The organism is Orlajensenia flava, assembly GCF_004801905.1.
Classification (GTDB): Bacteria; Actinomycetota; Actinomycetes; order Actinomycetales; family Microbacteriaceae; genus Orlajensenia; species Orlajensenia flava.
The window spans coordinates 150,255-174,064 of sequence record NZ_SSSN01000009.1; the positions used below are offsets into that span (position 1 = coordinate 150,255).

The 23,810-nt window shown below is 68.4% G+C and carries 23 protein-coding genes and 1 pseudogene; 10 read left to right on the top strand and 14 right to left on the bottom strand.

Annotated elements, in window-relative coordinates:
• From E6C70_RS12420 to E6C70_RS12430, 3 genes are read right to left on the bottom strand one after another with little or no spacing between them, the layout of a single operon-like run.
• Positions 1–759 carry a GntR family transcriptional regulator gene (locus E6C70_RS12420; protein WP_136424859.1) on the bottom strand — a complete coding sequence of 253 codons (759 nt, stop codon included), beginning with the start codon at positions 757–759 and terminating at the stop codon, positions 1–3.
• Positions 759–1,625: a fumarylacetoacetate hydrolase family protein gene (locus E6C70_RS12425; protein WP_136424990.1), complete on the bottom strand. Its 867-nt coding sequence runs from the start codon at positions 1,623–1,625 to the stop codon at positions 759–761. The genes E6C70_RS12420 and E6C70_RS12425 overlap by 1 nt, the downstream gene beginning before the upstream one ends.
• A 5-nt stretch (positions 1,626–1,630) precedes the next feature.
• Complete coding sequence (locus tag E6C70_RS12430) at positions 1,631–2,242, bottom strand: VOC family protein (protein WP_136424860.1); 612 nt, start codon at positions 2,240–2,242, stop codon at positions 1,631–1,633.
• A gap of 130 nt (positions 2,243–2,372) precedes the next feature.
• Here E6C70_RS12430 and E6C70_RS12435 point away from each other — a divergent pair, with 130 nt between their 5' ends.
• Positions 2,373–2,831, top strand: coding sequence for an anthrone oxygenase family protein (locus E6C70_RS12435; RefSeq protein ID WP_136424861.1), 459 nt, complete (start codon positions 2,373–2,375; stop codon positions 2,829–2,831).
• A 100-nt stretch (positions 2,832–2,931) separates the two neighbouring features.
• Here the strand turns inward: E6C70_RS12435 and E6C70_RS17100 are convergent.
• Positions 2,932–3,222: pseudogene (locus tag E6C70_RS17100) on the bottom strand (glycoside hydrolase family 3 N-terminal domain-containing protein); the annotation flags it as partial.
• Between the two features lie 305 nt (positions 3,223–3,527).
• Positions 3,528–5,009: a peptide MFS transporter gene (locus tag E6C70_RS12445; protein ID WP_136424862.1), complete on the bottom strand. Its 1,482-nt coding sequence runs from the start codon at positions 5,007–5,009 to the stop codon at positions 3,528–3,530.
• A gap of 151 nt (positions 5,010–5,160) precedes the next feature.
• Between E6C70_RS12445 and E6C70_RS12450 the strand changes: the two genes are divergently transcribed.
• The 3 genes from E6C70_RS12450 (at position 5,161) to E6C70_RS12460 (ending at position 7,004) form a co-directional block, all read left to right on the top strand.
• Positions 5,161–5,991, top strand: a complete 831-nt coding sequence (locus tag E6C70_RS12450) for an SDR family oxidoreductase (RefSeq protein WP_136424863.1) — start codon at positions 5,161–5,163, stop codon at positions 5,989–5,991.
• A gap of 67 nt (positions 5,992–6,058) precedes the next feature.
• A complete protein-coding gene (locus tag E6C70_RS12455) occupies positions 6,059–6,499 on the top strand; it encodes an Lrp/AsnC family transcriptional regulator (protein ID WP_136424864.1) in 441 nt (146 codons plus the stop codon).
• A gap of 142 nt (positions 6,500–6,641) precedes the next feature.
• A complete protein-coding gene (locus E6C70_RS12460) occupies positions 6,642–7,004 on the top strand; it encodes a GntR family transcriptional regulator (RefSeq protein ID WP_136424865.1) in 363 nt (120 codons plus the stop codon).
• A 221-nt stretch (positions 7,005–7,225) separates the two neighbouring features.
• Here E6C70_RS12460 and E6C70_RS12465 read toward each other — a convergent pair whose 3' ends face one another.
• Positions 7,226–8,422, bottom strand: coding sequence for a RimK family alpha-L-glutamate ligase (locus tag E6C70_RS12465; RefSeq protein WP_136424866.1), 1,197 nt, complete (start codon positions 8,420–8,422; stop codon positions 7,226–7,228).
• A 25-nt stretch (positions 8,423–8,447) separates the two neighbouring features.
• On the opposite strand from E6C70_RS12465, the gene E6C70_RS12470 reads away from it, so the two are divergent.
• Positions 8,448–8,936, top strand: a complete 489-nt coding sequence (locus E6C70_RS12470) for an ATP-dependent zinc protease family protein (protein WP_136424867.1) — start codon at positions 8,448–8,450, stop codon at positions 8,934–8,936.
• A gap of 125 nt (positions 8,937–9,061) precedes the next feature.
• Here E6C70_RS12470 and E6C70_RS12475 read toward each other — a convergent pair whose 3' ends face one another.
• Both E6C70_RS12475 and E6C70_RS12480 read right to left on the bottom strand, forming a co-directional pair.
• The gene (locus E6C70_RS12475; protein ID WP_136424868.1) at positions 9,062–12,619 is read right to left on the bottom strand and encodes a proline dehydrogenase family protein; all 3,558 of its coding nucleotides are present in this window, start codon (positions 12,617–12,619) and stop codon (positions 9,062–9,064) included.
• Positions 12,616–12,978 (bottom strand): hypothetical protein, encoded by a 363-nt coding sequence (locus E6C70_RS12480; protein WP_136424869.1) that lies wholly within the window; start codon positions 12,976–12,978, stop codon positions 12,616–12,618. The genes E6C70_RS12475 and E6C70_RS12480 overlap by 4 nt, the downstream gene beginning before the upstream one ends.
• On the opposite strand from E6C70_RS12480, the gene E6C70_RS16875 reads away from it, so the two are divergent.
• The 3 genes from E6C70_RS16875 to E6C70_RS12495 all read left to right on the top strand — a co-directional run bounded on the left by E6C70_RS16875 (position 12,977) and on the right by E6C70_RS12495 (position 16,309).
• Positions 12,977–13,702, top strand: a complete 726-nt coding sequence (locus E6C70_RS16875; protein ID WP_207670125.1) for an META domain-containing protein — start codon at positions 12,977–12,979, stop codon at positions 13,700–13,702. The two genes, E6C70_RS12480 and E6C70_RS16875, sit on opposite strands and share 2 nt — an antisense overlap.
• Positions 13,703–13,743: 41 nt before the next feature.
• Positions 13,744–15,432 (top strand): phytoene desaturase family protein, encoded by a 1,689-nt coding sequence (locus E6C70_RS12490; RefSeq protein ID WP_136424870.1) that lies wholly within the window; start codon positions 13,744–13,746, stop codon positions 15,430–15,432.
• A gap of 97 nt (positions 15,433–15,529) precedes the next feature.
• Positions 15,530–16,309, top strand: a complete 780-nt coding sequence (locus tag E6C70_RS12495) for an alpha/beta hydrolase (protein WP_136424871.1) — start codon at positions 15,530–15,532, stop codon at positions 16,307–16,309.
• Between the two features lie 18 nt (positions 16,310–16,327).
• Here E6C70_RS12495 and E6C70_RS12500 read toward each other — a convergent pair whose 3' ends face one another.
• The gene (locus tag E6C70_RS12500) at positions 16,328–16,705 is read right to left on the bottom strand and encodes a hypothetical protein (protein WP_136424872.1); all 378 of its coding nucleotides are present in this window, start codon (positions 16,703–16,705) and stop codon (positions 16,328–16,330) included.
• 89 nt (positions 16,706–16,794) lie between these two features.
• Here E6C70_RS12500 and E6C70_RS12505 point away from each other — a divergent pair, with 89 nt between their 5' ends.
• Both E6C70_RS12505 and E6C70_RS12510 read left to right on the top strand, forming a co-directional pair.
• On the top strand, positions 16,795–17,301 hold the full coding sequence (locus E6C70_RS12505; RefSeq protein WP_136424873.1) for an SRPBCC domain-containing protein: 507 nt from the start codon (positions 16,795–16,797) through the stop codon (positions 17,299–17,301).
• 18 nt (positions 17,302–17,319) lie between these two features.
• A complete protein-coding gene (locus E6C70_RS12510) occupies positions 17,320–18,417 on the top strand; it encodes an AI-2E family transporter (RefSeq protein WP_136424874.1) in 1,098 nt (365 codons plus the stop codon).
• 21 nt (positions 18,418–18,438) lie between these two features.
• On the opposite strand, the gene E6C70_RS12515 is transcribed toward E6C70_RS12510, so the two are convergent.
• The 5 genes from E6C70_RS12515 to E6C70_RS12535 all read right to left on the bottom strand — a co-directional run bounded on the left by E6C70_RS12515 (position 18,439) and on the right by E6C70_RS12535 (position 23,798).
• Positions 18,439–19,002: an acyl-CoA thioesterase gene (locus E6C70_RS12515; protein WP_235833438.1), complete on the bottom strand. Its 564-nt coding sequence runs from the start codon at positions 19,000–19,002 to the stop codon at positions 18,439–18,441.
• 120 nt (positions 19,003–19,122) lie between these two features.
• Entirely contained in the window at positions 19,123–20,238 is a 1,116-nt protein-coding gene (locus E6C70_RS12520) for a bifunctional 2-methylcitrate synthase/citrate synthase (RefSeq protein WP_136424875.1), read from the bottom strand.
• A gap of 230 nt (positions 20,239–20,468) precedes the next feature.
• Complete coding sequence (gene prpB, locus E6C70_RS12525) at positions 20,469–21,368, bottom strand: methylisocitrate lyase (RefSeq protein WP_136424876.1); 900 nt, start codon at positions 21,366–21,368, stop codon at positions 20,469–20,471.
• Between the two features lie 78 nt (positions 21,369–21,446).
• Complete coding sequence (locus E6C70_RS12530; RefSeq protein ID WP_136424877.1) at positions 21,447–22,250, bottom strand: GNAT family N-acetyltransferase; 804 nt, start codon at positions 22,248–22,250, stop codon at positions 21,447–21,449.
• A gap of 9 nt (positions 22,251–22,259) precedes the next feature.
• Positions 22,260–23,798 (bottom strand): MmgE/PrpD family protein, encoded by a 1,539-nt coding sequence (locus E6C70_RS12535; RefSeq protein ID WP_136424878.1) that lies wholly within the window; start codon positions 23,796–23,798, stop codon positions 22,260–22,262.
• Positions 23,799–23,810 lie beyond the last annotated feature (12 nt).

A 23,810-nucleotide genomic window follows, 5' to 3' on the forward strand; every position in this document is an offset into this window, starting at 1 on the left:
TCAGTTCCTTCCATGCGGGGATCCGTCCCTGTGCTCGACCAGGAATCGGGAAAGGCGCGGACGCCGATCATCCGACATCTCCGCGAGGACGGCCTCCAGAGTTCGAGTGAGATGAGACACGAGGAGGCGAGCGCAGGTGTCGGTGTCCTTGGATATCGCTGCCTGCAGCATCTCGCGATGCTCAGCTTGCGAGACGGCGAGTCGCTCTGATGAGGCCCCCCCGAGGTCGTCGACGTCGGCGTGCAGATATCGGAGGCGGTATCGCTCGGAGTGGTCCCACAGTTCAGCGAGCAGCTTGCCCACTCGATCACCTGCGTGGGCAGCCAGACCGAGATGGAACAATCGGTGGTTGTCCCGGAAGTCCATCATGTCAACGTGCGCAAGGGCGTCGTCCATGCCCGAGACGAACGACTCGAGTCGGATGTTCTCCGCCTCTCCCAGTTGCGGGATGGTCGATCGGATCGCCAAGGGCTCGATCGAGATGCGGAGGGCGTAGATCTCGTCAAAGTCGCGAAGATCGAGGCTGGTCACCTTCAATCGCCGGTTGAAGTCTCCGGCTACGAGCCCGTCGGACGCGAGTTGGCGCAGGGCTTCCCGCAGCGGCGTGCGGCTGATCTGCAACGCGGACGCGAGCGATACCTGCGACAGGACGGTGCCGGGCGGAATGGTCCCGTCGAGGATCTCTCCGCGCAGCGTCCGGTAGGCGAACGCAACCGCATCCGCCGACGGCTCGCCCGTACCGCGCTGACGACGCTCCATCAGTCGGTGATCTTCTGGGTGATGGGGTAGAGCTGGTCGATGCCGGTGTGCAAGGTGCTGCCGGCCGCCAGGAACTCCTGGGGGTCGCGGCCGAGGCCCACTCCCGATGGCGTGCCGGTGAAGATCAGGTCTCCAGCGCGCAGTTCGACGACGTCACTGAGTCGGGCGATGATGGCCGGAACGGAGAACACCATGTCGGCCGTCGTGCCATCTTGGAGTACGCGTTCCTCACCGCCCTCCACGGTGACGGTGCTGTGCACGCGCAGCGAGTCGCGATGCTCGACTGCCGAGAGCGGCAGTACCGGACCGACCGGGGCGAAGCCGGCGAATGACTTGCCGAGACTGAACTGAGCGGGCTTTCCCCGTGATTGCACCGTGCGATCGCTGAGATCCTGACCGACCGCCAACCCCGCGACGTGGTCCCAGGCGTCGGCCTCGTCGATGGAACGGCCGGACCGGCCCATGACCACCACCAACTCGGCCTCCCAGTCCATCGTCGGTCCGGTGAGCGCTACCTCGGTGACGGCTCCCGCGAGGCTCGAGCCGAACTTCGTGAAGACGATCAGGTTCTCGGGCAATTCCATCCGCGCCTCTGCGGCATGATCGGCATAGTTGAGGCCGATGGCGAAGATCTGGCTCGGCGTGGGGACAGGAGTCAGAAGCTCATCGGGGGCGAAGGCACGCCGAGGCGAGGATGAGAGATCGGCCTGACGCAGCCACGTGGAGAAGTCGTCCCACCTCTCGTAGGCATCCGCGGGCGCCGGGCCGAATCGGCCACCACTCACCTCGGCGACGTCGATCGCTTCGGCGGCATCGGTTTCGTCGGTGAGCAGACTGAGCCGCCCGCTCACGTTGGCGATGAACATCGAGTTCACCAGAACTCCGGAAGGTAGACCTCGGGAATGACGTCGGGCAGGTACTCCCCGGCCGTCGCCCTGCCGTGGATCTCCTCGAACGTCAGCCCCGACCTCCGCGCAGCCGACACCTGAGCCGGATCGAAGTGGACGCCGATCGGGTTCGCATCGAACTCCGCCGAGGCCCACATGAACTCCTTGGACTTCGCCCAATCCCCGAACACGTCGACCTGGATCTCCACACCGTTGCCCTCGGGATCCTGGTAGTACATCGACATCGTCATGCCGTGGTCGAGATTGAGGAACGGGTGGATGCCTTCTGCAGCGAGTCGCTCGTAGTTGTCGATCCACTGCGAGAAGCTGCGGTACTCGAAGGCCGTGTGATGCAGTCCTATCGTGTGGCCCTTATCATCCGGCTCCTTGAGATCGGGCAGGGCGAGAAGGGCGATGCGGTGATTCGCCTCGTCGTTGGTCAGCCATGCCGCGCCGGGGCCGTGATAGACCGGCTCGAGACCGGCGACGTTCTCGTAGAACGAGACCATCTCGTCGAGCTTCCGCGTGGCCAGAGTCGTGTGATGGAATTTCGGTCGGGTTATCGGACGCGGCCGGCGGCGACGACTCTCGGTCATGTGCACTCCCTTGTTGCATTTCGGCAAAGGTAACAAGCCACCCGATTTCTGTCTACATTTTTCGCGCAATCTGCATGCAGAAAAGCTACTGTGGGCGCAGCCCCGATGATCGTGGCGACAGGGAGGACGGATGGAGACCATGCCCAGGCTGGCTGCTCTTCTGATGGTGGTACCGACGGCGATCTGGGCAGGCGCGATTTTCTTCTACGCTGTCGAGCGCGTCAACCTGTGGGCTCGCATGCCCCTCGATCAGTACGTCGTGGATTTCCGCCGATCGCTCTATCGCTCCGACCCGCTGCAGCCGATCCTCGGAATTCTGGCAGTGATCGGATGCGTGGTGTTCGCGTTGACCACCGGTGGTGCCGCCTCCGCATGGGCGTGGAGCGGCGCCCTGCTGATCGTCGCCGTCATCGTGTTCTCGATCGCGCTTCCTGAGCGGATCAACTCCCAGTTCCGTCGGCGGCCCGAAGGAGAGGTGCCGCCGAACGCGGCGGAACTGCGTAGGCGCTGGCGCCTCTTCCACTTCATCCGGACCGTGCCGGCGATTGCGGCGCTGCTCTGCGTGGTACTCGCAACGACCTTCGCGTGAAAAACGCACTTCCTGGGAATCGGCCGGTACATGGTTCGGTGGTGAGCGCGGAGGGGCTCCTCGTGGCCTCACGCGATTGCCGCTCGCGACGACGGCCCCCGACGATCTCGGCATCCGTCGTTCCGCCGCTCGACGGCATCTCGAGGTCTAGCCCGGCGGCCAGACCGGCGACGCGGTCGTTCACTGCTCCGCCGTCCGAGACGACGAGCCCCTCGAACCCCAACTCGTCTCGCAAGAGGCGCGAGAGGAGCCACGGATCCTCCGAGGCGTGGACGCCGCTGATGCGGTTGGACGAGCACATCACCGTCCACGGCTGCGCCCCCGGACCACGCGGAAATCCCCGCAAGTAGATCTCCCGCAGCGGCCTCGGGTCGATGCCGGAGGAGACCCGGCCTTCTGATCGATGGTGAGGCCCTTCATGGCATCGCCGATGCTCGTCCGGGTGTCGGGAGTCTCGGTCATGCCGGTGCTCCCTCGGTCGTCTCTTCCATCTCTAGCCGGAATGGCGGCTTTCCGTCGTCCCTTCATCAGTAGATCGAAGCCATGCGGTGCATCCGCCTGGGAATCGGTTGGCGGGCGCACGCGAGCACCGTGGTGGGTCACGACGGTTCGGCCCGCATCCACGACGTGGCGGCCCCGCGTCGCTGCTGCGCGCACGCGCTGGCATCCGCCCAAGCAGCGCTCCGTCCCCTCCGATCAGCGCACGCCCCTCATGAGACGCAGCACCGGCTTCGCGATCACCAGCAGCAGCACGCCCACGGCGATCGCGATGGCGCCGAGAATTCCGAAGTACGGCACCTCGTTCTTCGTGTCGTAGAGGGTCGCGAGCTGGCCCGACAGCGCGGTTCCGAGTGCGACCGAGAGGAAGAACAGCGCGACCATCTGCGTCGTGAACGCCGAAGGCGCCAACTTGGTGGCGACCGAGAGGCCGACGGGTGAGAGCAGGAGTTCCGCGATCGTGAACACCAGGATGATTCCGGCGATGGCCAGCAGGGGGGTCGAGTTCGGCCCTCCTCCGGCGAACGGAAGGAACAACAGGAAGGCCACGCCCATGATCGCGGTGCCGAGTCCGAACTTCACCGGGGTGGATGGCTGCCGGTCGCCGAGCTTGGTCCAGATCGCCGCGAACACGCCCGACAGGATGATGATGAAGATCGGGTTTATCGACTGCACCCACGAGACCGGCATCTCCCACCCGAACAGGTTGCGGTCCAGCTTCTTGTCGGAGTAGATCGTGAGCACGGTGAACTGCTGCTGGTACAGCGACCAGAACGCCACGCTCGCGATGAACAGCGGGATGAACGCGAATACGCGGCTGCGTTCGGTCGCATCGATGCGGTGGCTCGACAGGATCACGACGAAGTACGCGACGGCCGCCACGATGATCAGTCCGATCACGATCAGCGCGAGGTTCTTCGCCGTGACCAAGCCGGTGAAGACGCACACGAGGATGACCAGCACGGCGGCGATCGCGATGCCGATCACGAGGGGCAACCGGTTGCGCGGGAGGGGATTCGCGACGCGGTGCGCGATCTTCGGAAGGTTCTTGCGCCCGATCGCGTACTGAACGAGACCAGCCGCCATGCCGACCGCGGCCAGCCCGAATCCCCAGTGGAAGCCGAGCGTGGTCTGCAGCAGACCGGTCAGGATCGGCCCGAAGAAGGCGCCCAGGTTGATGCCGAGGTAGAACAACGAGAATCCGGCATCCCGTCTCGGGTCGTCCGCGTGATACAGCGTGCCGACCACACTCGTCGCGTTCGCCTTCAGACCGCCCGAACCGATCGCGATGAGGATCAGACCGACGATGACGCCCGCGAACCCCGGCAGTAGGGCCAGCGAGATGTGCCCGAACATGATGACGACGGCGCTGATGAACAGCACCCGCTCGGGGCCGAGCAACCGGTCGGCCACCCAGGCGCCGAGGATGGTCGAGAGGTAGACACCGCCGCCGTATGCGCCGACGATGGCGGCAGCGGTGGCCTGCGGCACGCCGAGTCCGCCGCGGGACGCCGAGTAGTACAGGTAGATCAGCAGGATGCCCTGCATGCCGTAGAAGCTGAACCGCTCCCACATCTCGACGCCGAACACCGTGGCCAGCGGTCGGGGCTGGCCGAAGAAGCCGCGATCGAGCGTGCGGTCCACCGGTTCTTCGTCGACGGCGGGGGTTTCTGTGCTCATTCCCCCAGTGTGGCACCGGGTCTCGCGATCGTCCCGGAAAACTTCGGCGGGCGGATGGGGGCACCACCCCACGGCGGACCTTCGCAACCCCGGGGCGTGTTCGGCGGGGCGGGAGCAGACTGGACGTGGACGTTTCCACGACGGAGGTTTCATGAGCAAGGTCTGGTTCATCACGGGTGCATCCAAGGGCTTCGGCCGGGAGTGGGCGGAGGCGGCGCTCGAGCGCGGCGACCGGGTGGCCGCGACGGCGCGCGACGTGTCGGCGCTGGATGCGCTGGTCGAGAAGTACGGCGACGCCATCCTTCCCCTGCAGCTCGACGTGGACGATCGCGCCGCCGACTTCGCCGCTGTGCAGCAGGCGGCCGAGCACTTCGGAGCGCTCGACGTGGTGATCAACAACGCCGGCTACGGACACTTCGGCATGATCGAGGAGCTCACCGAGCAAGAGGCGCGCGCCCAGCTCGAGACGAACGTCTTCGGAGCGCTGTGGGTGACACAGGCCGCGCTGCCGATCCTGCGCGAACAGGGATCGGGCCACATCATTCAGATCTCGAGCATCGGCGGCATCAGCGCGTTCCCCGGCATCGGCGCCTACCACGCGTCGAAGTGGGCGCTCGAGGGATTCAGCCAGGCGCTCGCACAGGAGGTGGCCGGCTTCGGCATCCACGTGACTCTCGTGGAGCCCGGAGGCTACTCGACCGACTGGGCGGGCCCGTCCGCCAAGCGCTCCGACGAGAACGACGCCTATTCCGCCGCCCACGAGGCGAGTCGCAACCGTCCGACGGCGACCGCCCGCCGCGGCGACCCGACCGCCACGCGCGGCGCCATGCTCACGGTCGTGGATGCCGAGAATCCCCCGCTGCGCATCTTCTTCGGCACCTCGCCGCTCGAGACCGCGACCAAGGACTACGAGGCGCGCCTCGCCCTCTGGAACGAGTGGCAGCCGGTGTCGATCGCGGCGTTCGGCGACCCCGAGAGCTGAGCAGGTCGACGCTGCATTCGTGCGTAGATTCCCTCCGCCACGCAACGGACACGCCTAGACTGCGGGCATGGACAACATCGACCGCAGCATCCTCGACCGGTTGCGGCAGAACGCTCGCGCCGGCTACGGCGACATCGGCTCGGTCGTCGGGCTGTCCGCCTCCGCGGTGAAAAGACGGGTCGACCGGCTCGTCTCCGACGGGGTCATCCGGGGTTTCACCATCCATGTCGACCCCAACATCGACGGCGCGACCACGGAGGCCTGGGTCGAGATCTTCTGTCGCGGAACCGTCTCGCCCGACGAACTGCAGCGCATCCTCTCGGGCGTCCCCGAGGTCGTCTACGCCGGCACTGTGACGGGCAGCGCGGATGCCGTCGTGCAGATGCGCTCGCGTGACATCGCGAGCCTCGAGGCCGCACTCGAGAAGGTGCGCCTCGCGCCCAACGTCGACCACACGCGCAGCGCCATCGTGCTCACCCGCCTTGTGCAGCGCTCCCCCGACGAGTGATGCGCGTGCGATGCGCACATTTTTCCGCTTCTGTCGGCCATGTGAAGGCGGCGCGATCGGCCTCTTCGCGTGATTCCGGGCCAGGCGGCGTAGGCGCCTTCACGCGGACGTCGGCTCGCCTTCATATGGCAGGGCGGGGCGCATGAAGAGGTTCTCGATCGACCCGCACGCGGGCGAGCCGCCGTTCGAGCAGCTGCGCCGCCAGGTGATCGACGGTGTGAGGTCCGGTGAACTGGTCGCCGGAGAGCGGATGCCCACCGTCCGCGGGCTCGCGACCGACCTCGGGCTGGCCGCGAACACCGTGGCCAAGGCCTATCGAGCGCTCGAGGCCGACGGGGTGATCGTGACCGGCGGACGGGCAGGATCGGTGATCGCCGCCACGGGCGATGTGACGCACCGGCAGGCGCAGGCCGCGGCGCTCGCGTTCGCCACCCGCATCCGGGAGTTGGGGATCGACGACGACGAGGCCGCGGCGCTCGTCGCTGCGGCCCTTCGGGCGCGCTGAGCGAGCAGCACGCGACGAATGCGCGGGTTTCGATACGCGGAGCCGCTGCGCGTCTGCGCTATTCAACCAGCGGTGCTGATCGAGTGGCTCGCTGGTCGAAGCTATGGATTCAGGCAATAGTGCGCCAATCAGGCTTGAATCGCCGAAAGCAGCCTGACCAGCCGTCTATTGCCTGAATGCACGGCTTCGGATGCGTGCGGCGCCGGACCGCGGAGAAGCGGCTACTCGACGAGCGCCGGCAGGGGCTCCTTGGGCAGACGTCGCACCTTCGCCCGGCGCTTGCGTCGCTCGGGGATCATGGAGCGCATCTCCTCGAGCTTTCCGAAGCACAGCAGGCGATCGCCGGCCTCGAGCACCACGCTCCCGCGCGGGTTCGGCACCACGGATGTGCCGCGGTGCAGCGTCAGCACGCTGATGTCGCGTTCGGCGAGCCCGGACTCGCGGAGGGCCGTCCCGACCAGGTCCGCGCCGCCGTGGACCATGAGCTCGGCCACCCCGTAACCCGTCGAGACGGTGAGCCGCTGACGCACGTCGATCTCGGGGAAGGCGACCTGGTTGGCGATGTAGTCGATGATGGCGCCGGCAACGTCGAGGTTGGTCGCCGTCTCGATGCCCTGCAGGCCGGGCGAGGAGTTGACCTCCATCACGAGGGGGCCGTCGTTGCCTTCGAGCATGTCGACGCCGGCGACCTTGAGCCCCATGATCTGCGCCGAGCGCACGGCCGCCTGCTCGTACTCCGGCGGCAGGTCGATCGCCTCGACGCTGCCTCCCCGGTGCACGTTCGAACGGAACTCGTCCCCGTTCGCCGTGCGACGCATCGCCGCCACGACACGATCGCCGACGACGAGCGCGCGCACATCCTTGCCCCGGCTCTCGGCGACGAAGCGCTGGATGAGCACGTTCTGCTTGGTCGAGTGCAGGGTCTCGATGATGGCCTCGGCCACCTTCACCTGGGGAGCCAGGATGACGCCGATGCCCTGCGTGCCCTCGAGCAGCTTGATGACCACGGGTGCCCCGCCGACCTGCTCGATGGCCGGCCGGACATCCGCCCGGTTGCGAACGAATGCCGTCGCAGGCATGCCGATGTTGTGACGCGAGAGGATCTGGCTGGCGCGCAGCTTGTCGCGAGCGTTGGTGATGCCGTTCGCGGTGTTGGGCGTGTAGACGTCCATCTGCTCGAACTGGCGCACGACCGCGGTGCCGAAGTAGGTGATGGAGCTGCCGATGCGCGGCAGGATGGCGTCGTAGTCGCTGAGCGGACGGCCGCGGTACTGCAGGTCGGGCTCGGTGCCGGACAGGTCGATCGCGAACCGCAGTGTGTTGAGCACCTTCACACGGTGGCCGCGCTGCAACGCCGCCGCCCGGAGACGCTGGGTGGAATACGCCTGCGGGGCGCGCGAGAGTATCGCGAGTTTCATCGGGTGCCCCTGACAAGATGGACGGGTGAACGAACCTTCCCATTCAAGCACCATCGCCGGGTGGCGCGAGTGGGTCGGCCTGCCCGAGCTCGGAGTGCCCTGGATCAAGGCGAAACTCGACACCGGAGCGCAGACGAGCTCGCTGCACGCCTTCGACATCGAGGAGATCCGAGCGGATGGCGGGGACCGCGTTCGGTTCGGCGTGCAGCCGTGGCAGCACAACGACGCGGATGCAGTGGTGGTGGAGTTGCCGGTGCTCGACCGGCGCTCGGTGCGGAGCTCATCCGGGCACACCGAGGAACGCATCGTCGTGCTGCTCGACGTCGCGCTGCTCGGCCGAACGCTCGCGGTGGAGGTCACGCTGACCAACCGCGACTCGATGGGATTCCGCATGCTCATCGGACGCGAGGCGCTGCAGCAGGGGTTCCTGGTGGATTCGGCGCGCTCTTTCGTCGGCGGGCGCGCCCCCCGTGCGGTGCGCCAGCAGAACCGGGACGTCGCACCGGCCGTGTAGCACGAGCGGCGGTGTTGGTCGAGTAGCGCAGACGCGCAGCGGCTTCGCGTATCGAGACTCTCGCACGTGCGACCAGCGGATCTCGATACGCGGGCTCCTTGGTCGCGCTGCTCGACCAGCGACGATCAGATCACGTCGTCGCTCAGCGTCGTCGGGTTACCGAAGCGATGGTTGGTGATGGAGATCGCCTGCTCGTGCACGAACGGCAGCAACTCGACGCGACCGGATGCCGTCACCTCGTGCGCGTAGACGGCCAGGTCGGGCGAGCCGCCGGTGGCCTCGGCCACGGCGCGCATGCTGCCCCCGATGAGACGGATGCGGGACGGGCGGGCGGCATCCGCCTCGGCCGATCCCTTCCTGCCGTCGAACAGCGAGCCGACTCGCTTCAGCCACGCCGCGTCCGACTCGACCGTGACGCGGACATCGCGGTCGGCGAGCAGCCGCTTGACCGCGGAGGGAAGCGCGGACGAGGTCGACACCGAGAAGGCCGACGACGACAGCGTTGCGGCCGCGATGACCCGCAACGCGTCGACGAGGGACGCGTCATCCGACACCCGAACACCCACGGGGACCGACAGGTAACGGAACAGGTTGCGCTCGACGCCCACGTTCGAGACGTCCTTCACGGCGCCGTACTCCTCGCGCCAGGCCAACGCGTCGGAGAGCGCGCCTCGCCGCAGCAGGTCGAACTCGTCGTAGGAGAGCGAGGGTTGCGACGCCTCGATGATGTCGGTGACGCGGCGCTCGAGGCCCCGCAGGTGCAGGGTCTTGGACGGGCTGCCGGCATCCGCCTTCCAGTCGCCGAGGCCGAACAGGTAGTTGGGGCCGCCGGCCTTGGAGCCGGGGCCGACGGACGAGCGCTTCCACCCGCCGAACGGCTGACGGCGCACGATGGCACCCGTGATTGCGCGATTGACGTAGAGGTTGCCCGCCTCGACGGTGGCGAGCCACAGCTCGAGCTCCACCGGGTCGAGCGAGTGCAGGCCCGAGGTGAGCCCGTAGTCCACGGCGTTCTGGAACCGGATGGCCTCCTCGAGCGTGCGGGCGCGCATGACGCTCAGCACGGGGCCGAAGAACTCGGTGAGGTGCGCGTACGAGCCGGGAGCCACCCCGTCGCGGATGCCCGGTGACCACAACCGCCCGCTGCCGTCGAGCTGCCTCGGCTTGACCAGCCAGCTCTCACCGATGCCGAGCTGGGTGAGACCGGCGCGCAGCTTTCCCGCGACCGGTTCGATGACCGGCCCCATCTGCGCCGCCGGGTCGTCGGGATACCCCACCCGCAGCGATGACGTGGCGTCGACCAGCTGGTTGATGAAGCGCTTCGACCGCCCGACCGAACCGACCAGGATCACCAGGCTCGCTGCCGAGCACTTCTGGCCGGCGTGACCGAAAGCGCTCTTGACGACGTCGGACGCCGCCAGATCGAGGTCGGCCGACGGAGTGACGATGATGGCGTTCTTGCCGCTCGTCTCGGCCAGGAGCGGCAGGTCGGGGCGGAACGAGCGGAACAGCTTGGCGGTGTCGTAGGCGCCGGTGAGAATGACGCGGTCGACGGACGGATGCGCGATCAGCCGCTCGCCGAGCGCACCCTCCTCGATGTCGACGAGGGCGAGCAGGTCGCGCGGGATCCCGGCCTCCCAGAGCGCCTCGACCATCACGGCGCCGCAGCGCTTCGCCTGGGGCGCTGGCTTGATGATGACGCCCGACCCGGCGGCGAGCGCCGCGAGGACTCCCCCGGCCGGGATGGCGACGGGGAAGTTCCACGGCGGCGTCACGACGGTCAGCTGCGACGGAACGAAGAACGCGCCCTGCACGTGGTCGAGTTCGCGGGCGCGCTCGGCGTAGTAATGGGCGAAGTCGATCGCCTCGCTGATCTCGGGGTCGGCCTCGGCGATGGTCTTGCCGGTCTCGGATGCGCTCACCTCGATGAGGCGATCGCGGTTCGCGGCGAGCGCGAGCCCCGCGCGGTGCAGGATGGCCGCCCGCTCTCCACCCGTCCGCTCACCCCAACGTCGTCCGGCGGCTGACACGGTGCGCACGAGGGTGTCGAGGTCGGCGGCGTCCGTCAACGCGGCGGAACGGATGGCGTTCACGCCGAGCTGCGAGGCCGCTACCCGCTCGAGAACGCGACGACCCCAGGCGCGGTTGGCGGGCAGTGCGGGGTCGGTGTCCGGCTCGTTGCTGAAGAAGTCCGTGGACCCTCCGCTGCCGCGGGTGAGCCCGAGCACGGCGGCGGTCAGCAGCGGCTGGGTCTCGCCGAGGGCGTCGTCACCGTGGGCGGTGGGCTCCAGCTGGGCCGTGCGGGTGCGGTCCTGGGTGCGCGTCGGGCCGGGGACGCTCTCGTCCAGCGCCGCCAATGAGGCGAGGAAACGATCCCGCTCGCGTCGCAGCAGGACGCGGTCGCTGGTCAGCTCGAACACCGCGGACATGAAGTTCTCGGTGCTCGCATTCTCCTCGAGGCGCCGGATGAGGTAGGCGATCGCGACGTCGAACTCCGCTGGGTCCACGACCGGCGTGTACAGCAGCAGTCGACCGACCGTGGCGCTGACCGCCTCGGCCTGCCCCGTCGCCATGCCGAGCAGCATCTCGAACTCGACGGCATCCGTTACCCCGCGTTGCCGGGCGAGCAGCCACGCCCAGGCGACGTCGAAGAGGTTGTGGCCGGCCACCCCGAGGTGCACGGCATCCGTGTTCTCGAGAGTCAGCGCCCAACTCAGGACGCGCTTGTAGTTGGTGTCGCTGTCCTGCTTGCTCGAGTAGGTGGCGAGCGGCCAGTCGTGGATGGCGGCGTCGACCTGCTCCATCGCCAGGTTCGCGCCCTTCACCACCCGCACCTTGATCGGCGCCCCGCCTGCTGCGCGACGCTGGCGCGCCCACGCGGTGAGCTGCTGGAGCGCCCCGAGCGCGTCGGGGAGGTAGGCCTGCAGCACGATGCCCGCCTCGAGGTCCTTCAGCGAGGGCTGCTCGAGGATGCGCGTGAACACCGCGATGGTGAGATCGAGGTCGCGGTACTCCTCCATGTCGAGGTTGATGAACTTGGGGCTCGCGTTGCGCGCGGCGAGCTCGTACAACGGTGTGAGCCGCTCCACGACGGTGTCGACGGCCTCGTCGAACGACCACATCGAGAGCTGGCTGACGACGCTCGAGACCTTGATCGACACGTAGTCGACGTCATCGCGGGCCAGGAGTGCCCGGGTTCCCGCGAGTCGGCGCGCGGCCTCCTTCTCGCCGAGCACCGCCTCGCCGAGCAGGTTCAGGTTGAGCCGGTTGCCGCCCTCACGCAGCTTCTCGATCACCGGGCCGAGCTTGGCGGGCGTCGCGTCGACGACGAGGTGGCCCACCATGCTGCGCAGGACGCGGCGCGCGATCGGGATGACGACCCACGGGATGACCGGTCCGACCTGGCCGCCGAGCCAGACGGCGGCGCGCATGTACCAGGGGAGGAATCGCGGGGTGGCCGACGAGACCAGCTTGAGGTTCTCGCCCGCCACCATGAGGTCCTCCGGCCGCATCACGCCGTCGACGAAGCCGACCGTGAACTCGAGGCCATGGGGGTCCTTGAGGACACCGGCGAGACGCTCCGCCGCCGGATCGGCGGGGATGTCGGCGCTCACCGCCAGCCAGCGATCGACGAGAGCGACCACGTCGGTCGCGAGCGCGAGCGGAGCAGAGGTGTCGGTCACAGCGACGTCCTTATCTCGAGTGTGCCCCTCCAGTCTCCCCCCTCCGCGGGGCGCAAGCGGACGAATCGGGCGGGCATCCGCGGGCACGACCGTGCGGCATCCGCGGGCACGACCGTGCGGGCATCCGCGGGCATGACCGTGCGGGCATCCGCGGGCACGACCGTACGGGCATCCGCAGGCACGACCGTGCGGGCATCCGCGCGCACGACCGTGCGGCGCACCTTGTGTGCGCCGGCGCAGGGCGCACGGTGCGCCCGTGCACACAAGGTGCGCCAGAGCAGGGTGGGGGCGCGGACGGATGCGGCACGCTCACGGATGACGCTGGCGGGGTGGCCGAGGCGGGGATACGCTCCGAACATGACACGATCCATCGCCCGCGTGAGCGTCGTCGCCCTGCTCGCCACCGCAGCCCTCGCTCTCACGGCCTGCTCGGCGATCGACCCGCCCGGCACCGATCCCTCCGGCGTGTGGGGCGACTCCGCGCCCGGCGCCGCGCAGCCCTACCTCGAGCTGTCGGGTGACGGCAGGGTCACCGGCAGCGACGGCTGCAACCGGCTGCTGGGCGACTGGAAGGGCGACGGGAGGACCGTGACGTTCAACCGGCTCGCCTCCACCCGCATGGCCTGCGAGGATGTCGACACCTGGCTCTCGGGAGCGGCGTCCGGCCGCGTCAAGGACAGCACGCTCATCATCTACGACACGGATGGCAGCAGGATCGGCGAACTCAAGCGATCGAGCGACGTCCCCTCCGCGACGACGCAGGCGACGTCCTCGGCGCCCGTCGCGGGAGATGCGAATCCCGCACTGGCCGGCGCGTGGGGCGTCAGCGAGCAGGGCAAACCCCATCTCACGTTCACGGATGCTGGAACGGTCAGCGGGAGCGACGGATGCAACCTCATCGCCGGATCGTGGAAGCTTGCGGACGGCGTCGTGACCTTCGGCCAGCTCGTCTCGACGCTGATGGCCTGCGATCAGGTCGACACCTGGCTCGGCGGCGCGTCCACCGCCACCGTGAGCGGCGCCACGATGACCGTCTACGACAACACCGACGCGAAGATCGGCACGCTCGAACGAGCGAGCTGAGCGGGCGCGAGGCGGCGCCGCCGCGCCGGTAGGGTCGTCGGATGACCCACGCTGAACACGACGTCGTGATCGTCGGCGGAGGCCACAACGGTCTCGTCGCCGCCGCCTACCTCGCCTCCGCCGGCCGCAGCGTGCTGCTTCTCGAGCGCGACGATCACGTCGGCGGGGCCGCCGTGTCCGCCCCGGCCTTCGTCGGCGTCGACGCCCGCCTGTCCCGCTACTCCTACCTCGTCAGCCTGCTTCCGCAGCGCATCAGCGACGAGCTGGGCCTCGACATCCGTCTGGTGCGACGGCGATTCTCGTCGTACACGCCCGACCCCGCCGACACGTCGCGCGGCCTCCTCGTCGACAATGCGGATCCTGAGGCGACACGCGAATCGTTCGCCGCGATCGGCGCGGAGGCGGATGCGGCCAGCTGGACCGACTTCTACGCGACGACCGCCCGGATGGCGCGCGCGATCTTCCCGACGCTCACCGAGCCGCTGCCGACGCGCGAGGAGGCACGCCGAATGGTGGGCGACGACGAGGCATGGACCGCATTCGTCGAACGCCCGCTGGGCCAGACGATCAAGGCGCGTTTCGACGACGACCTCGTGCGCGGCGTCGTGGCGACGGACGGCCTCATCGGCACCTTCGCCGCCCTCGACGACCCGACGTTGGACGCCAACCGCTGCTTCCTCTACCACGTGATCGGCGGGGGAACCGGGGACTGGGACGTTCCGATCGGCGGGATGGGCGCCGTCAGCGGAGAACTCGAGCGGGCAGCCCGGAAAGCGGGGGCTCGCATCGTGACGGGGGCTGATGTGCTCTCCGTGACGCCGGACGGAGAGGTACGGTACGTGCGCGACGGCGTCGAGCAGATCGCCCACGGCGCGTGGGTGCTCGCGAACGTGGCGCCGGTGGTGCTGGAGCGGATGCTGGATGCGGGTGCGGATGATCTCGATACGCGTGCTCGCTCCGCGCCCGCGCTACTCGATCAGCGGGACCGAACGGGTGCGGGCGATCACGATCGGCGTTGGTCGAGCAGGCCGCGAGTGCAGCGAGCAGCCGTATGGAGACCCGCCGACGCAGCCGAAGGTGCTCAGGTGAAGGTCAACCTCATGCTCACCCGGCTGCCCCGGCTGCGTGACACCTCGGTCTCCCCCGAGGCGGCCTTCGGCGGCACGTTCCACATCAACGAGCGCTACGGTCAGCTCGAGCGCGCGTACGAGCAGGCGGCGGGCGGTGAGATCCCGGATGTCATCCCGTGCGAGGTCTACTGCCACTCCCTCAGCGACCCGAGCATCCTCTCGCCCGAGCTCGCCGCATCCGGAGCGCAGACCCTCACCGTGTTCGCCCTGCACGTTCCCGACCGGCTGATGGACACCGGTGACGAGGACGACCTGCGAGCACGGCTGCAGGCCGCGGTACTGGCCTCGCTCGACTCGGTGCTCGCCGAGCCGATCGCCGACGTCGTCATGCTCGACGCGAACGGCGAGCCGTGCATCGAGACCAAGACGACGCGCGACATCGAGCGAGCCATCGGCATGCCGGGAGGCAGCATCTTCCACGGCCCGTTGTCCTGGCCGTTCCTCGAGGACGACGAGCCGAGCGACACTCCGGCCGACCGGTGGGGCGTGGCGACCGCGCATCCGCGGATCCTGATCTGCGGGTCCGGCGCCCGCCGAGGCGGCGCGGTCAGCGGTATCGGCGGGCACAACGCCGCGATGGCCGTGCTGGAGAGCGACTGAGCCGCCGCGACTCGGCTCCCGTGCCGACGGGCGAGCCGGGTCGCCCGGGCGACCGCGTCGCGTCATGATGAGAACCTGACAACGGGAAGGCCATCCGATGACCGACGACACCATCACGACCCTCGACTCGGGCGTGCGCCCGCGCCGTCACCCTGTTCGCACGACGCTCATCTGGATCGTCGCGGTGCTGCTCGTGATCGTCGTCGGATTCCTGACCTGGACGCAGATCGTCATGCTCGGCGAACGCCCGGCGGCGCTCAAGGCGTGGCGGAATGACGCGATCGCCATCCGTTCGACCGATCACAGCATCGTGATGACGCCGACGGATGGGGGTGACGGCAGCGGCCTGGTGTTCATCCCCGGCGCCAAGGTCGACCCCTACGCCTACCTCTACAAGCTCTCGGGCATCGCGGCTGGCGGCACGACGGTTGTCATCACCAAGCCCACCCTCAACCTCGCGTTCTTCGACACCCGGCCGTTGTCGACCTGGACCGCCGACGCCCCCGACGTGACCGACTGGTCCGTCGGCGGCCACTCGCTCGGCGGGGTGCGGGCGTGCATGCTCGCCGACGATCCGGCCGTGCGCGGCATCGTGCTGTTCGGCAGCTACTGCGCCAACGACCTGTCGAAGACCCGGCTCGGGGCGCTGAGCATCGGCGGGACCCACGACGGACTCTCCACGCCGGCGAAGATCAAAGATGCTGCGCCGCTGCTTCCGTCGAACGCCGTGTTCGTGGAGATCGCGGGGGCGAACCACGCGGCGTTCGGCGACTACGGCGTGCAGCCCGGTGACGGCGAGGCCACCATCACGTCACGGCAGATGCGCGCCGACATCACGAAGGCCTGGTCGGCCTTCACGGGGGCCGATCGCGGCTGACTCAGCCCCGCGCACGCCTCAGAAGACGAACAGCTGGCCCAGGACGATGGCCAGGATCACGAGCACCGCGACGGCACCGGCGAGGATGGAGAGCGCACGCCCCGAGAGCCGCGCGACACCGAAGCCGACGATGAACGGCAGCGCCAGCAGCAGGAGGGTGACGATCCACCAGAACGCCTGGTAGCCGCCGGTGGTGGCATCCGAGAGCCGCCCCGCGAACAGCTGCTTGGTGTCAGGGTGGGTCGCGAAGGCGAACGACGCCGACAGCGGCAGCGCGACGAACACCAGCACGACGAGCCCGGACAGCCAGCCCCAGGCGGTGGAGCGGTCGTCGGCGAGCAGGACGCCGTGGGTCTCGTGGTGGGTCTCGGTCGCGGCGCGGGACTTGTTGCTCATGGGCACACACTCTATGGCACGTCGGAAGCATGGCTGCGCACCGGCCTCGGGCCTAGTGTGGGAGGCAGACGACTCACACGGAGGTGACCATGTCAGCGCGACCGACGGGCCGACTCGTTCGGCGAGAAGACGGCCTGTACCTGCAGCTCGACCGCCTGTTCTCGGCAACGATCGACGACGTCTGGCGCAGCCTCACCAACCCCGAGGCGATGAGCCACTGGATCGGCACTTACACGGGCAACCCGCGCACCGGTGCGGTCAAGGCGAAGCTTTCGCAGTCGCCGCACGCGGACTGGGAGTACGCGACGGTGATGGAGTGGGATCCACCGCATCGGCTCCAGTTCGACCTCGGCGACGGGGAGTTCCAACGCCGAGTGTTCTGTCATCTCTCCGAGGGCGGAGGGCACACGACCCTCACGATGGGACAGCGCCTGCACTCCCCCGTCGAGGCCGGCGTGGTCGGACCCACCCTCGACTTCTACCTCGACCGCCTCACGGCCTACCGCCACCACGAGCCGCTGCCGTCCTACGACGCGTACTTCTCGCCGTACTCGTTGTTCTATCGAGAGCTGATGGTTCCGCCGAAAAGCGCTTGACGGCCCTAGGCTGACGCCGTGACCAACATCCGCCAGAGGGCCCAGCACTCGAAGCTCGTCGAGAGCGCGACGAGCGTGATGAGCGACCACCCCTTCCGTTGGGCCTTCATCGCCACTCTCGGCGTATTGGTCGCCTTGGGGCTGGCGTCGGCATTGGTCGGCCTCGGTTCCGTCATCTTCGCGGTGTTCGCCGCAATCTTCATCACGTTCGGACTCGACCCGCTCATCCGCTGGTTCCAGCGGCACGGCATGAAGCGCGGCTGGGCGCTCGTCACCGTCATCCTGCTGTTCGTGGTCGTCGTCGTCGTTCTGCTGTCGGTGCTGCTGCCGCTCGTCATCGGACAGGCCAGCCAGTTCATCCAGCAGGTTCCCTCGATGTATCAGAAGCTGCAGCAGCAGGACTGGTTCAAGGCGGCTCAATCCGGATCGGGCGGCCTCCTCGGAACGCTCTACGAGTGGGTCGTCACGACCATCTCGGATCCCTCGTTCTGGACAACGGTCGGCGGAGGAGCCGTGAAGGTCGGCGTTGCCATCATCAGCGGCATCTCGAGCGGAATGTTCATCTTCATCCTCACGATCTATTTCATCGCGACCCTCGACTCGTCCAAGGCGGCCGTCTACTCGCTCGTCTCGGCGTCTCACCGCGAGTCGGTCACGGGCTACGCCGACCGCATCATGCAGAACATCGGCCGCTACTTGAGCGGCATGGTCGTGCTGGCATTCATCAACGCCGTGTTCAGCTTCATCGTGCTGCTGATCGCGCAGGTTCCATTCGCCCTCGTCATCGCGGTGGCCGCGTTCTTCATCACCCTCATCCCGCTCATCGGAACGGTGCTCACGACCGCCGTCATGTCCGTGCTCGCGCTCCTGGTCTCGCCGTGGTCGGGCCTCTTCGTGCTCGTCGCGATGCTGGTCTACATGCAGGTCGAGGCCTACATCTTCACGCCGAAGGTGATGAGCAAGGCCGTTCAGGTGCCGGGCTCCATCGTGCTGATCGCCGCCCTGGCCGGCGGAACGCTCGGGGGGCTCCCCGGCGCCCTCGTGGCCATCCCGGTGGCGGCCGGCATCCTGCTGATCATCAAGGAAGTGGTCGTGCCTCGGAAGGCCGCCTCCTAACGACCCTCGCCATCGCCGGGGTCACTCCCAGACGGATGGCGCCTCGGCCCGCGTCGCCGGAAGGGCGACTCCCGCCCCCCAGTCGAGCAGCCGCTGCGGCACGACCACGTCGGAGGGCACCTCGCCGAGCATGGTGATGAGCTCGGAGACGGGAACGGTGCCGCCGCTGCGACGCAGGAAGCGCGCGCGGATGTACGCCTTCGCGTAGATCTCGGCTCCGCCATCCGCGCCTGGTCGGGTGAAGCGCTGCTCCATGTAGACGGCCTTGTCGTCGAAGCCGAGCAGTCGCGACTCGATGCTGAAGCGCTGCCACAGCGTGAGCGACTTGCGGAAGCTGATGGTCTCGGAGACCACCACCGGGTACCACTCGTTGTCCTGCATGATCTTCCACGCGCCCGTGCGCTTGAGCATGTCGAAGCGGGCGACGTCCATGATCGAGAGGTAGACGCCGTTGTTCATGTGCTTGAGGATGTCGAGGTCGGTCGGCAGTGTGATGAAGTTCGTGCGCGCCACGTCGTAGTGACCGAGCCGGCGGCCGAAGCGGGAGAGCCAGAAGTGGAGGACGGTCCGGAAGTACATGTGCACGATCGCACGCTACCCCCGCCGTCGACGGTCGTCATGTGCGCTGTGACGTGGCCACAGCTTCCGTCGCCCGGTGGCGGTCGACGTTGCCGGAACCCACAGGATGCCGACGACGAGTATCGACTACTCCGGAACCGCGCGCCGCTCGATGCCGTTGTAGACGCTCAGGGGGCGGATGAGGGCGTTGCTCGCGAGCTGTTCCATGATGTGCGCGGTCCACCCCGTGACGCGCGCGGCCACGAAGATGGGCGTGAACGTCTCGGTGTCGAAACCCATCACGTGGTAGGTCGGGCCGGCCGGGTAGTCGAGGTTGGGCTTGATGTTCTTCTGCTCGCCCATCGCCTTCTCCATGCGCTCGTACATCTCCAGGAGGTCGGGCCGGTCGTAGTGGTCGAGCATCCGTTCCATGGCGGCGCGCATGGTGGGCACGCGGGAATCGCCGTTCTTGTAGACCCGGTGGCCGAAGCCCATGATCTTGGCCTTGCGAGCGAGCGCGTCGTCGAGCCATTCCTCGACCTTGTCGGGCGTGCCGATCTGGCCGAAGGTCTCCATGACGGCCTCGTTCGCTCCGCCGTGCAGCGGTCCCTTGAGCGCACCGATCGCCCCGACGACGGAGGAGTGCAGGTCGCTCAGGGTCGATGCGATGACACGTGCGGTGAACGTCGAGGCGTTGAACGAGTGCTCGGCGTAGAGCACCATGCTCACCCGGAAAGCGTCGACCACCTCGGGGTTGGCCTCCTCGCCGAACGTCATGTAGAGGAAGTTCTGCGGATAGTCGAGGTCGTCGCGCGGCTCGATGAGCGGCAGGCCGTGGCGGCGGCGCTGGTCGTACGCCACGATCGCCGGGATCTGCGCGAACAGGTGCTTGGCCTTGCGCAGGTTCTGCTCGGGATCGTTGTCCTCGGCATCGGGGTCGTTCGCCCCGATGACGCTGACGGCCGTGCGGACGACATCCATGGGGTGGCTCGTCATCGGGAGGTCGTCGATGGCGCGGCGCACGTTCGGCGCGAGAGCCCGGGCGCTCCGTTCGGTCTCGACGAGGCCGTCGAGCTGCTCGGGCGTGGGGAGCTCGCCGTACCACAGGAGCCAGGCGACCTCCTCGACGCTCTTCGTGGCGGCGAGGTCCTGCACGGGGTATCCGCGGTAGAGCAGCGAGTTGCTCTCGGGATCCACCTTGGAGACGGCGGTGTAGTCGACGGGAACGCCCGCCAGGCCCTTGTAGATCTCGCGCTCTTCCATCCACGTCTCCTTCGTCTGCGATGCGGGTCTCACACTACCGACCGCGGTGGGCCATCCGCTCTGCGCAGCCGCCTCGTGGTGTGACAACTGCTCGCGCGGCCGCCCTGCGCCACTTCTGCGGGGTCCGCGCCCATCGACGTGGCGCGGAAGCCGGCCAAGTGGCGCGGGGGGCGGTGTTCCGGGGCGGGCTGGAGGGGAGGCACGCGTGGCGCTGGGGGCGCGGGGTGGGGTCAGCGGGCGACGGTGAAGTTGAAGATGGAGGTGTCGAAGTGGTTGTAGCCCTCGTAGTCGATGAGCTCGTACAGCTCGGAGCGGTGCTGCATCTCGCCGAGCTTGCCGGTGAACGACCCGGCATCCGTCAGCTCGTCGAGGCCGCGCATGGCCGCGCCCATCGCGAGCCGTAGCAGGGAGACCGGCCAGATGACGAGGTTCATGCCGACGTCGGCGAGCTGCTGCACGGTGAACAGGTCGCTCTTGCCGAACTCGGTCATGTTGGCGAGGAGCGGCACGTCGACGGCCCCGCGCACCGCCGCGAATTCGTCGAGGTCGGCCATCGCTTCGGGGAAGATGGCGTCGGCGCCGGCGTCGACGAGGGCCTTGGCACGGTCGATGGCTGCGTCGAGGCCGTCGACGGCGCGGATGTCGGTGCGCGCCATGATGAGGAAGTTGGGGTCGCGCCGCGCGTCAACGGCCGCACGGATGCGCTGGAGCGCGGTGCCCTGATCGACGACCTGCTTGCCGTCGAGGTGCCCGCAGCGCTTGGGGTTGACCTGGTCCTCGATGTGCAGGCCGGCGAGACCCGCGTCCTCCATCTCCTGCACAGAGCGCGCGACGTTCATCGGCTCGCCGAACCCGGTGTCGGCGTCGACGATGGCGGGCAACTCGGTCATGCGGGCGATCTGCTTGGCACGGCCGGCGACCTCGGTGAGCGTCGTGAGTCCGATGTCGGGCAGACCCAGGTCGGCCGAGAGCACGGCGCCGGAGATGTAGACCCCGTCGAAGCCCTTCTGCTCGATGAGCCGGGCACTCAGCGGATTGAACGCGCCGGGAAAGCGGAGCAGCTCACCGGATGCGAGAGCCGCGCGGAAATCGGCGCGCTTGTCGGCCGGGGTCTTCTGGGCGTAGAGCATGCATCCAGCCTAGAACCGCCGACCCATCGCATCCGTCGTCGGAATCGCTGCTGGCTCGGGTCGGCGCAGGAGAAGGCCTTATCGCTTCCAGAGGTAGGGGGTGGTCGAGGACACGGCGATCAGACCGGCCTGCTCCAGGATCGGGCGCGAGTACTCCGTCGAGTCGCTGTGGATCAGGGTCTTGCCCAACGCGATGGCCGCGCGCGCCCGGGCCGCCGTGAGGGCGCGATAGATTCCCCGGCCGCGCCACTCGCTGCGGGTGGCGCCGCCCCAGATGCCAGCGAAGTCGGTGTTCGCCACCGGCTCGAGGCGTCCGGCGGTCACGATCTCGCCGTTGGCCTCGGCGATCCACAACTGCATGCCGTCATCCAGCGAGAGCCGGTGGAGCAGGGCATCCGCCGGTGCATCCGAGACGGGGTCGCCGAACACCTCGTCCTGCATCGCTGCCATGGCGCGGACGTCGTGCTCCTCCGTCACGCGGCGCAGGCGGACGCCGGGGGGCAGGGCGACATCGACCGCGAGCGCCCGCGCCTCGCCGACCATGATCGACTCCCTCTCGTCGGGGACGAAACCGTTCTGCAGGAGGGCCTCGTGCAGTCCCGGCGCATGGTCGTGCCCTCGGGTCTTCCACTCCACCCGGGTGATCGCGGTATCCGTCGCGAAGTGCGCGAGACCATCGCGCACGAGCCGAGCGACATCGCCCGCGTCCACGTCGCCCAGCCCACGGTAGGTGATGAACCCGCGTCCGCCGCGAAAGGTGACGAGACGCAGCGGACCCAGCCGGGTGACGGCGATGGCGCTCGGCGTCTCGGCATCCGTGCGCAACTGCTCGTCGTACGCGGCCAGCAGCCGGGCGCGCGTCGCGGTGTCGTCACCAACCACGAGGCCGCCTCAGAAGATGCCGGTCGGGTTCTCCACGGAGGAGAGCACGCCGGGGGCCGCGGTGATGGTCAGGCCCACGAGCTCGTCGGAGCCCAGCTCCGGCAGGCGCTCGACGAGGGTCAGGAATCGCTCGATCTCGGACTCGTCGAGCACGAACTCGGCGAGCGAGCGGAACTTCGCCGCGTACTCGGCGCGACCGAACGGCCGGGCGCCGAGCGGATGCGCATCCGCCACCGCGATCTCCTCGCTGATGGTTCCGCCGTCGGCCAGCACGATCTCGACGCGGCCGCCGAACGCCTTCTCGGCCATGTCGAGGGAGTGGTAGCGGCGCGTCCACTCCTCGTCCTGGACGGTGGTGATCTTCTTCCACAGCTCGACGGTGTCGGGCCGGGCGGCGCGCTCGGGCCGGTACGAGTCGACGTGGTGCCAGCGACCGTCCTGCAGGGCGACGGCGAAGATGTACGGGATGGAGTGGTCGAGGGTCTCGCGCGACGCCGTCGGGTCGTACTTCTGCGGGTCGTTCGCGCCGGATCCGATCACGAAGTGGGTGTGGTGAGACGTGTGGAGCACGATGCGCTCGACGCGATCGGGGTCGTCGAGGATGAGCGGGTACTCGTCGTGGAGCTTGCGGGCGAGGTCGATCCAAGCCTGCGCTTGATACTCGGCGGAGTGCTCCTTGGTGTAGCTGTCGAGGATGGCGCGCTTGGCCTCGCCGGCGGACGGGAGCGAGACGTCGTACCGCGCATCCTTGCCGTCGAGCAGCCAGGCGATGACGCCGTCCTCGCCCTCGTAGATGGGAGAGGGGCTGGTCTCTCCGCGCATCGCCCGGTCGACGGCCTCGACCGCGATCTTGCCGGCGAAGGCGGGAGCGTGCGCCTTCCAGGTCGAGATCTCGCCCTTGCGCGACTGCCGCGTGGCCGTGGTGGTGTGCAACGCCTGCCCGATGGCCTGGTAGACGGTGGCCTGGTCGAGTCCCAGGAGAGTGCCGATTCCGGCGGCGGCGGATGGGCCGAGGTGGGCGACGTGGTCGATCTTGTGGGCGTGCAGGCTGATGGCCTTCGCGAGGTCGATCTGCACCTCGTAGCCGGTCGCGATGCCGCGCACGATATCCCGGCCGGTGAGCCCGCGGGCGTCGGCGAGGTGCTGCGCGACGGCGACGACCGGAGGGATGTTGTCGCCCGGGTGCGAGTACTCCGCCGCGAGGAAGGTGTCGTGGTAGTCGAGCTCGCGCACGGCCACCCCGTTCGCCCACGCCGCCCACTCGGGAGAGGTGCGGCGACCGCCATCCGCCCCGAAGACGGTGGCACCTTGGCCGGCGATAGAGACCGGATGCGCCAGCGCCTGCGACCGGGCCGACGTGACAGGCGGTCGCAGGAGGGACGCGGCGGCGACGGCGGCGTTGTCGATGACGCGGTTGATCACCATCTCGGTGACCTCGTCGCTCACCTCGACGTCGTCGACCGCCACACCGGCGAGCTTCCAGGCCAGCTGATCCTCGCGGGCCAGGTTCTCATCACTGCGGTGCACGCGTACGGAGAGTTCATCCACGCGTCAACGGTA

Bases quoted from the DNA above. Each gene is read 5' to 3' on its own strand.
- E6C70_RS12495 (WP_136424871.1), top strand. From the start codon at position 15,530: ATGACCGACGACACCATCACGACCCTCGACTCGGGCGTGCGCCCGCGC.
- E6C70_RS12435 (WP_136424861.1), top strand. From the start codon at position 2,373: ATGGAGACCATGCCCAGGCTGGCTGCTCTTCTGATGGTGGTACCGACG.
- E6C70_RS12460 (WP_136424865.1), top strand. From the start codon at position 6,642: ATGAAGAGGTTCTCGATCGACCCGCACGCGGGCGAGCCGCCGTTCGAG.
- E6C70_RS16875 (WP_207670125.1), top strand. From the start codon at position 12,977: ATGACACGATCCATCGCCCGCGTGAGCGTCGTCGCCCTGCTCGCCACC.
- E6C70_RS12445 (WP_136424862.1), bottom strand. From the start codon at position 5,009: ATGAGCACAGAAACCCCCGCCGTCGACGAAGAACCGGTGGACCGCACG.
- E6C70_RS12455 (WP_136424864.1), top strand. From the start codon at position 6,059: ATGGACAACATCGACCGCAGCATCCTCGACCGGTTGCGGCAGAACGCT.
- E6C70_RS12500 (WP_136424872.1), bottom strand. From the start codon at position 16,705: ATGAGCAACAAGTCCCGCGCCGCGACCGAGACCCACCACGAGACCCAC.
- E6C70_RS12480 (WP_136424869.1), bottom strand. From the start codon at position 12,978: ATGTTCGGAGCGTATCCCCGCCTCGGCCACCCCGCCAGCGTCATCCGT.
- E6C70_RS12425 (WP_136424990.1), bottom strand. From the start codon at position 1,625: ATGTTCATCGCCAACGTGAGCGGGCGGCTCAGTCTGCTCACCGACGAA.
- prpB (WP_136424876.1), bottom strand. From the start codon at position 21,368: ATGCTCTACGCCCAGAAGACCCCGGCCGACAAGCGCGCCGATTTCCGC.
- E6C70_RS12490 (WP_136424870.1), top strand. From the start codon at position 13,744: ATGACCCACGCTGAACACGACGTCGTGATCGTCGGCGGAGGCCACAAC.
- E6C70_RS12465 (WP_136424866.1), bottom strand. From the start codon at position 8,422: ATGAAACTCGCGATACTCTCGCGCGCCCCGCAGGCGTATTCCACCCAG.
- E6C70_RS12430 (WP_136424860.1), bottom strand. From the start codon at position 2,242: ATGACCGAGAGTCGTCGCCGCCGGCCGCGTCCGATAACCCGACCGAAA.
- E6C70_RS12520 (WP_136424875.1), bottom strand. From the start codon at position 20,238: ATGGAAGAGCGCGAGATCTACAAGGGCCTGGCGGGCGTTCCCGTCGAC.
- E6C70_RS12505 (WP_136424873.1), top strand. From the start codon at position 16,795: ATGTCAGCGCGACCGACGGGCCGACTCGTTCGGCGAGAAGACGGCCTG.
- E6C70_RS12420 (WP_136424859.1), bottom strand. From the start codon at position 759: ATGGAGCGTCGTCAGCGCGGTACGGGCGAGCCGTCGGCGGATGCGGTT.
- E6C70_RS12450 (WP_136424863.1), top strand. From the start codon at position 5,161: ATGAGCAAGGTCTGGTTCATCACGGGTGCATCCAAGGGCTTCGGCCGG.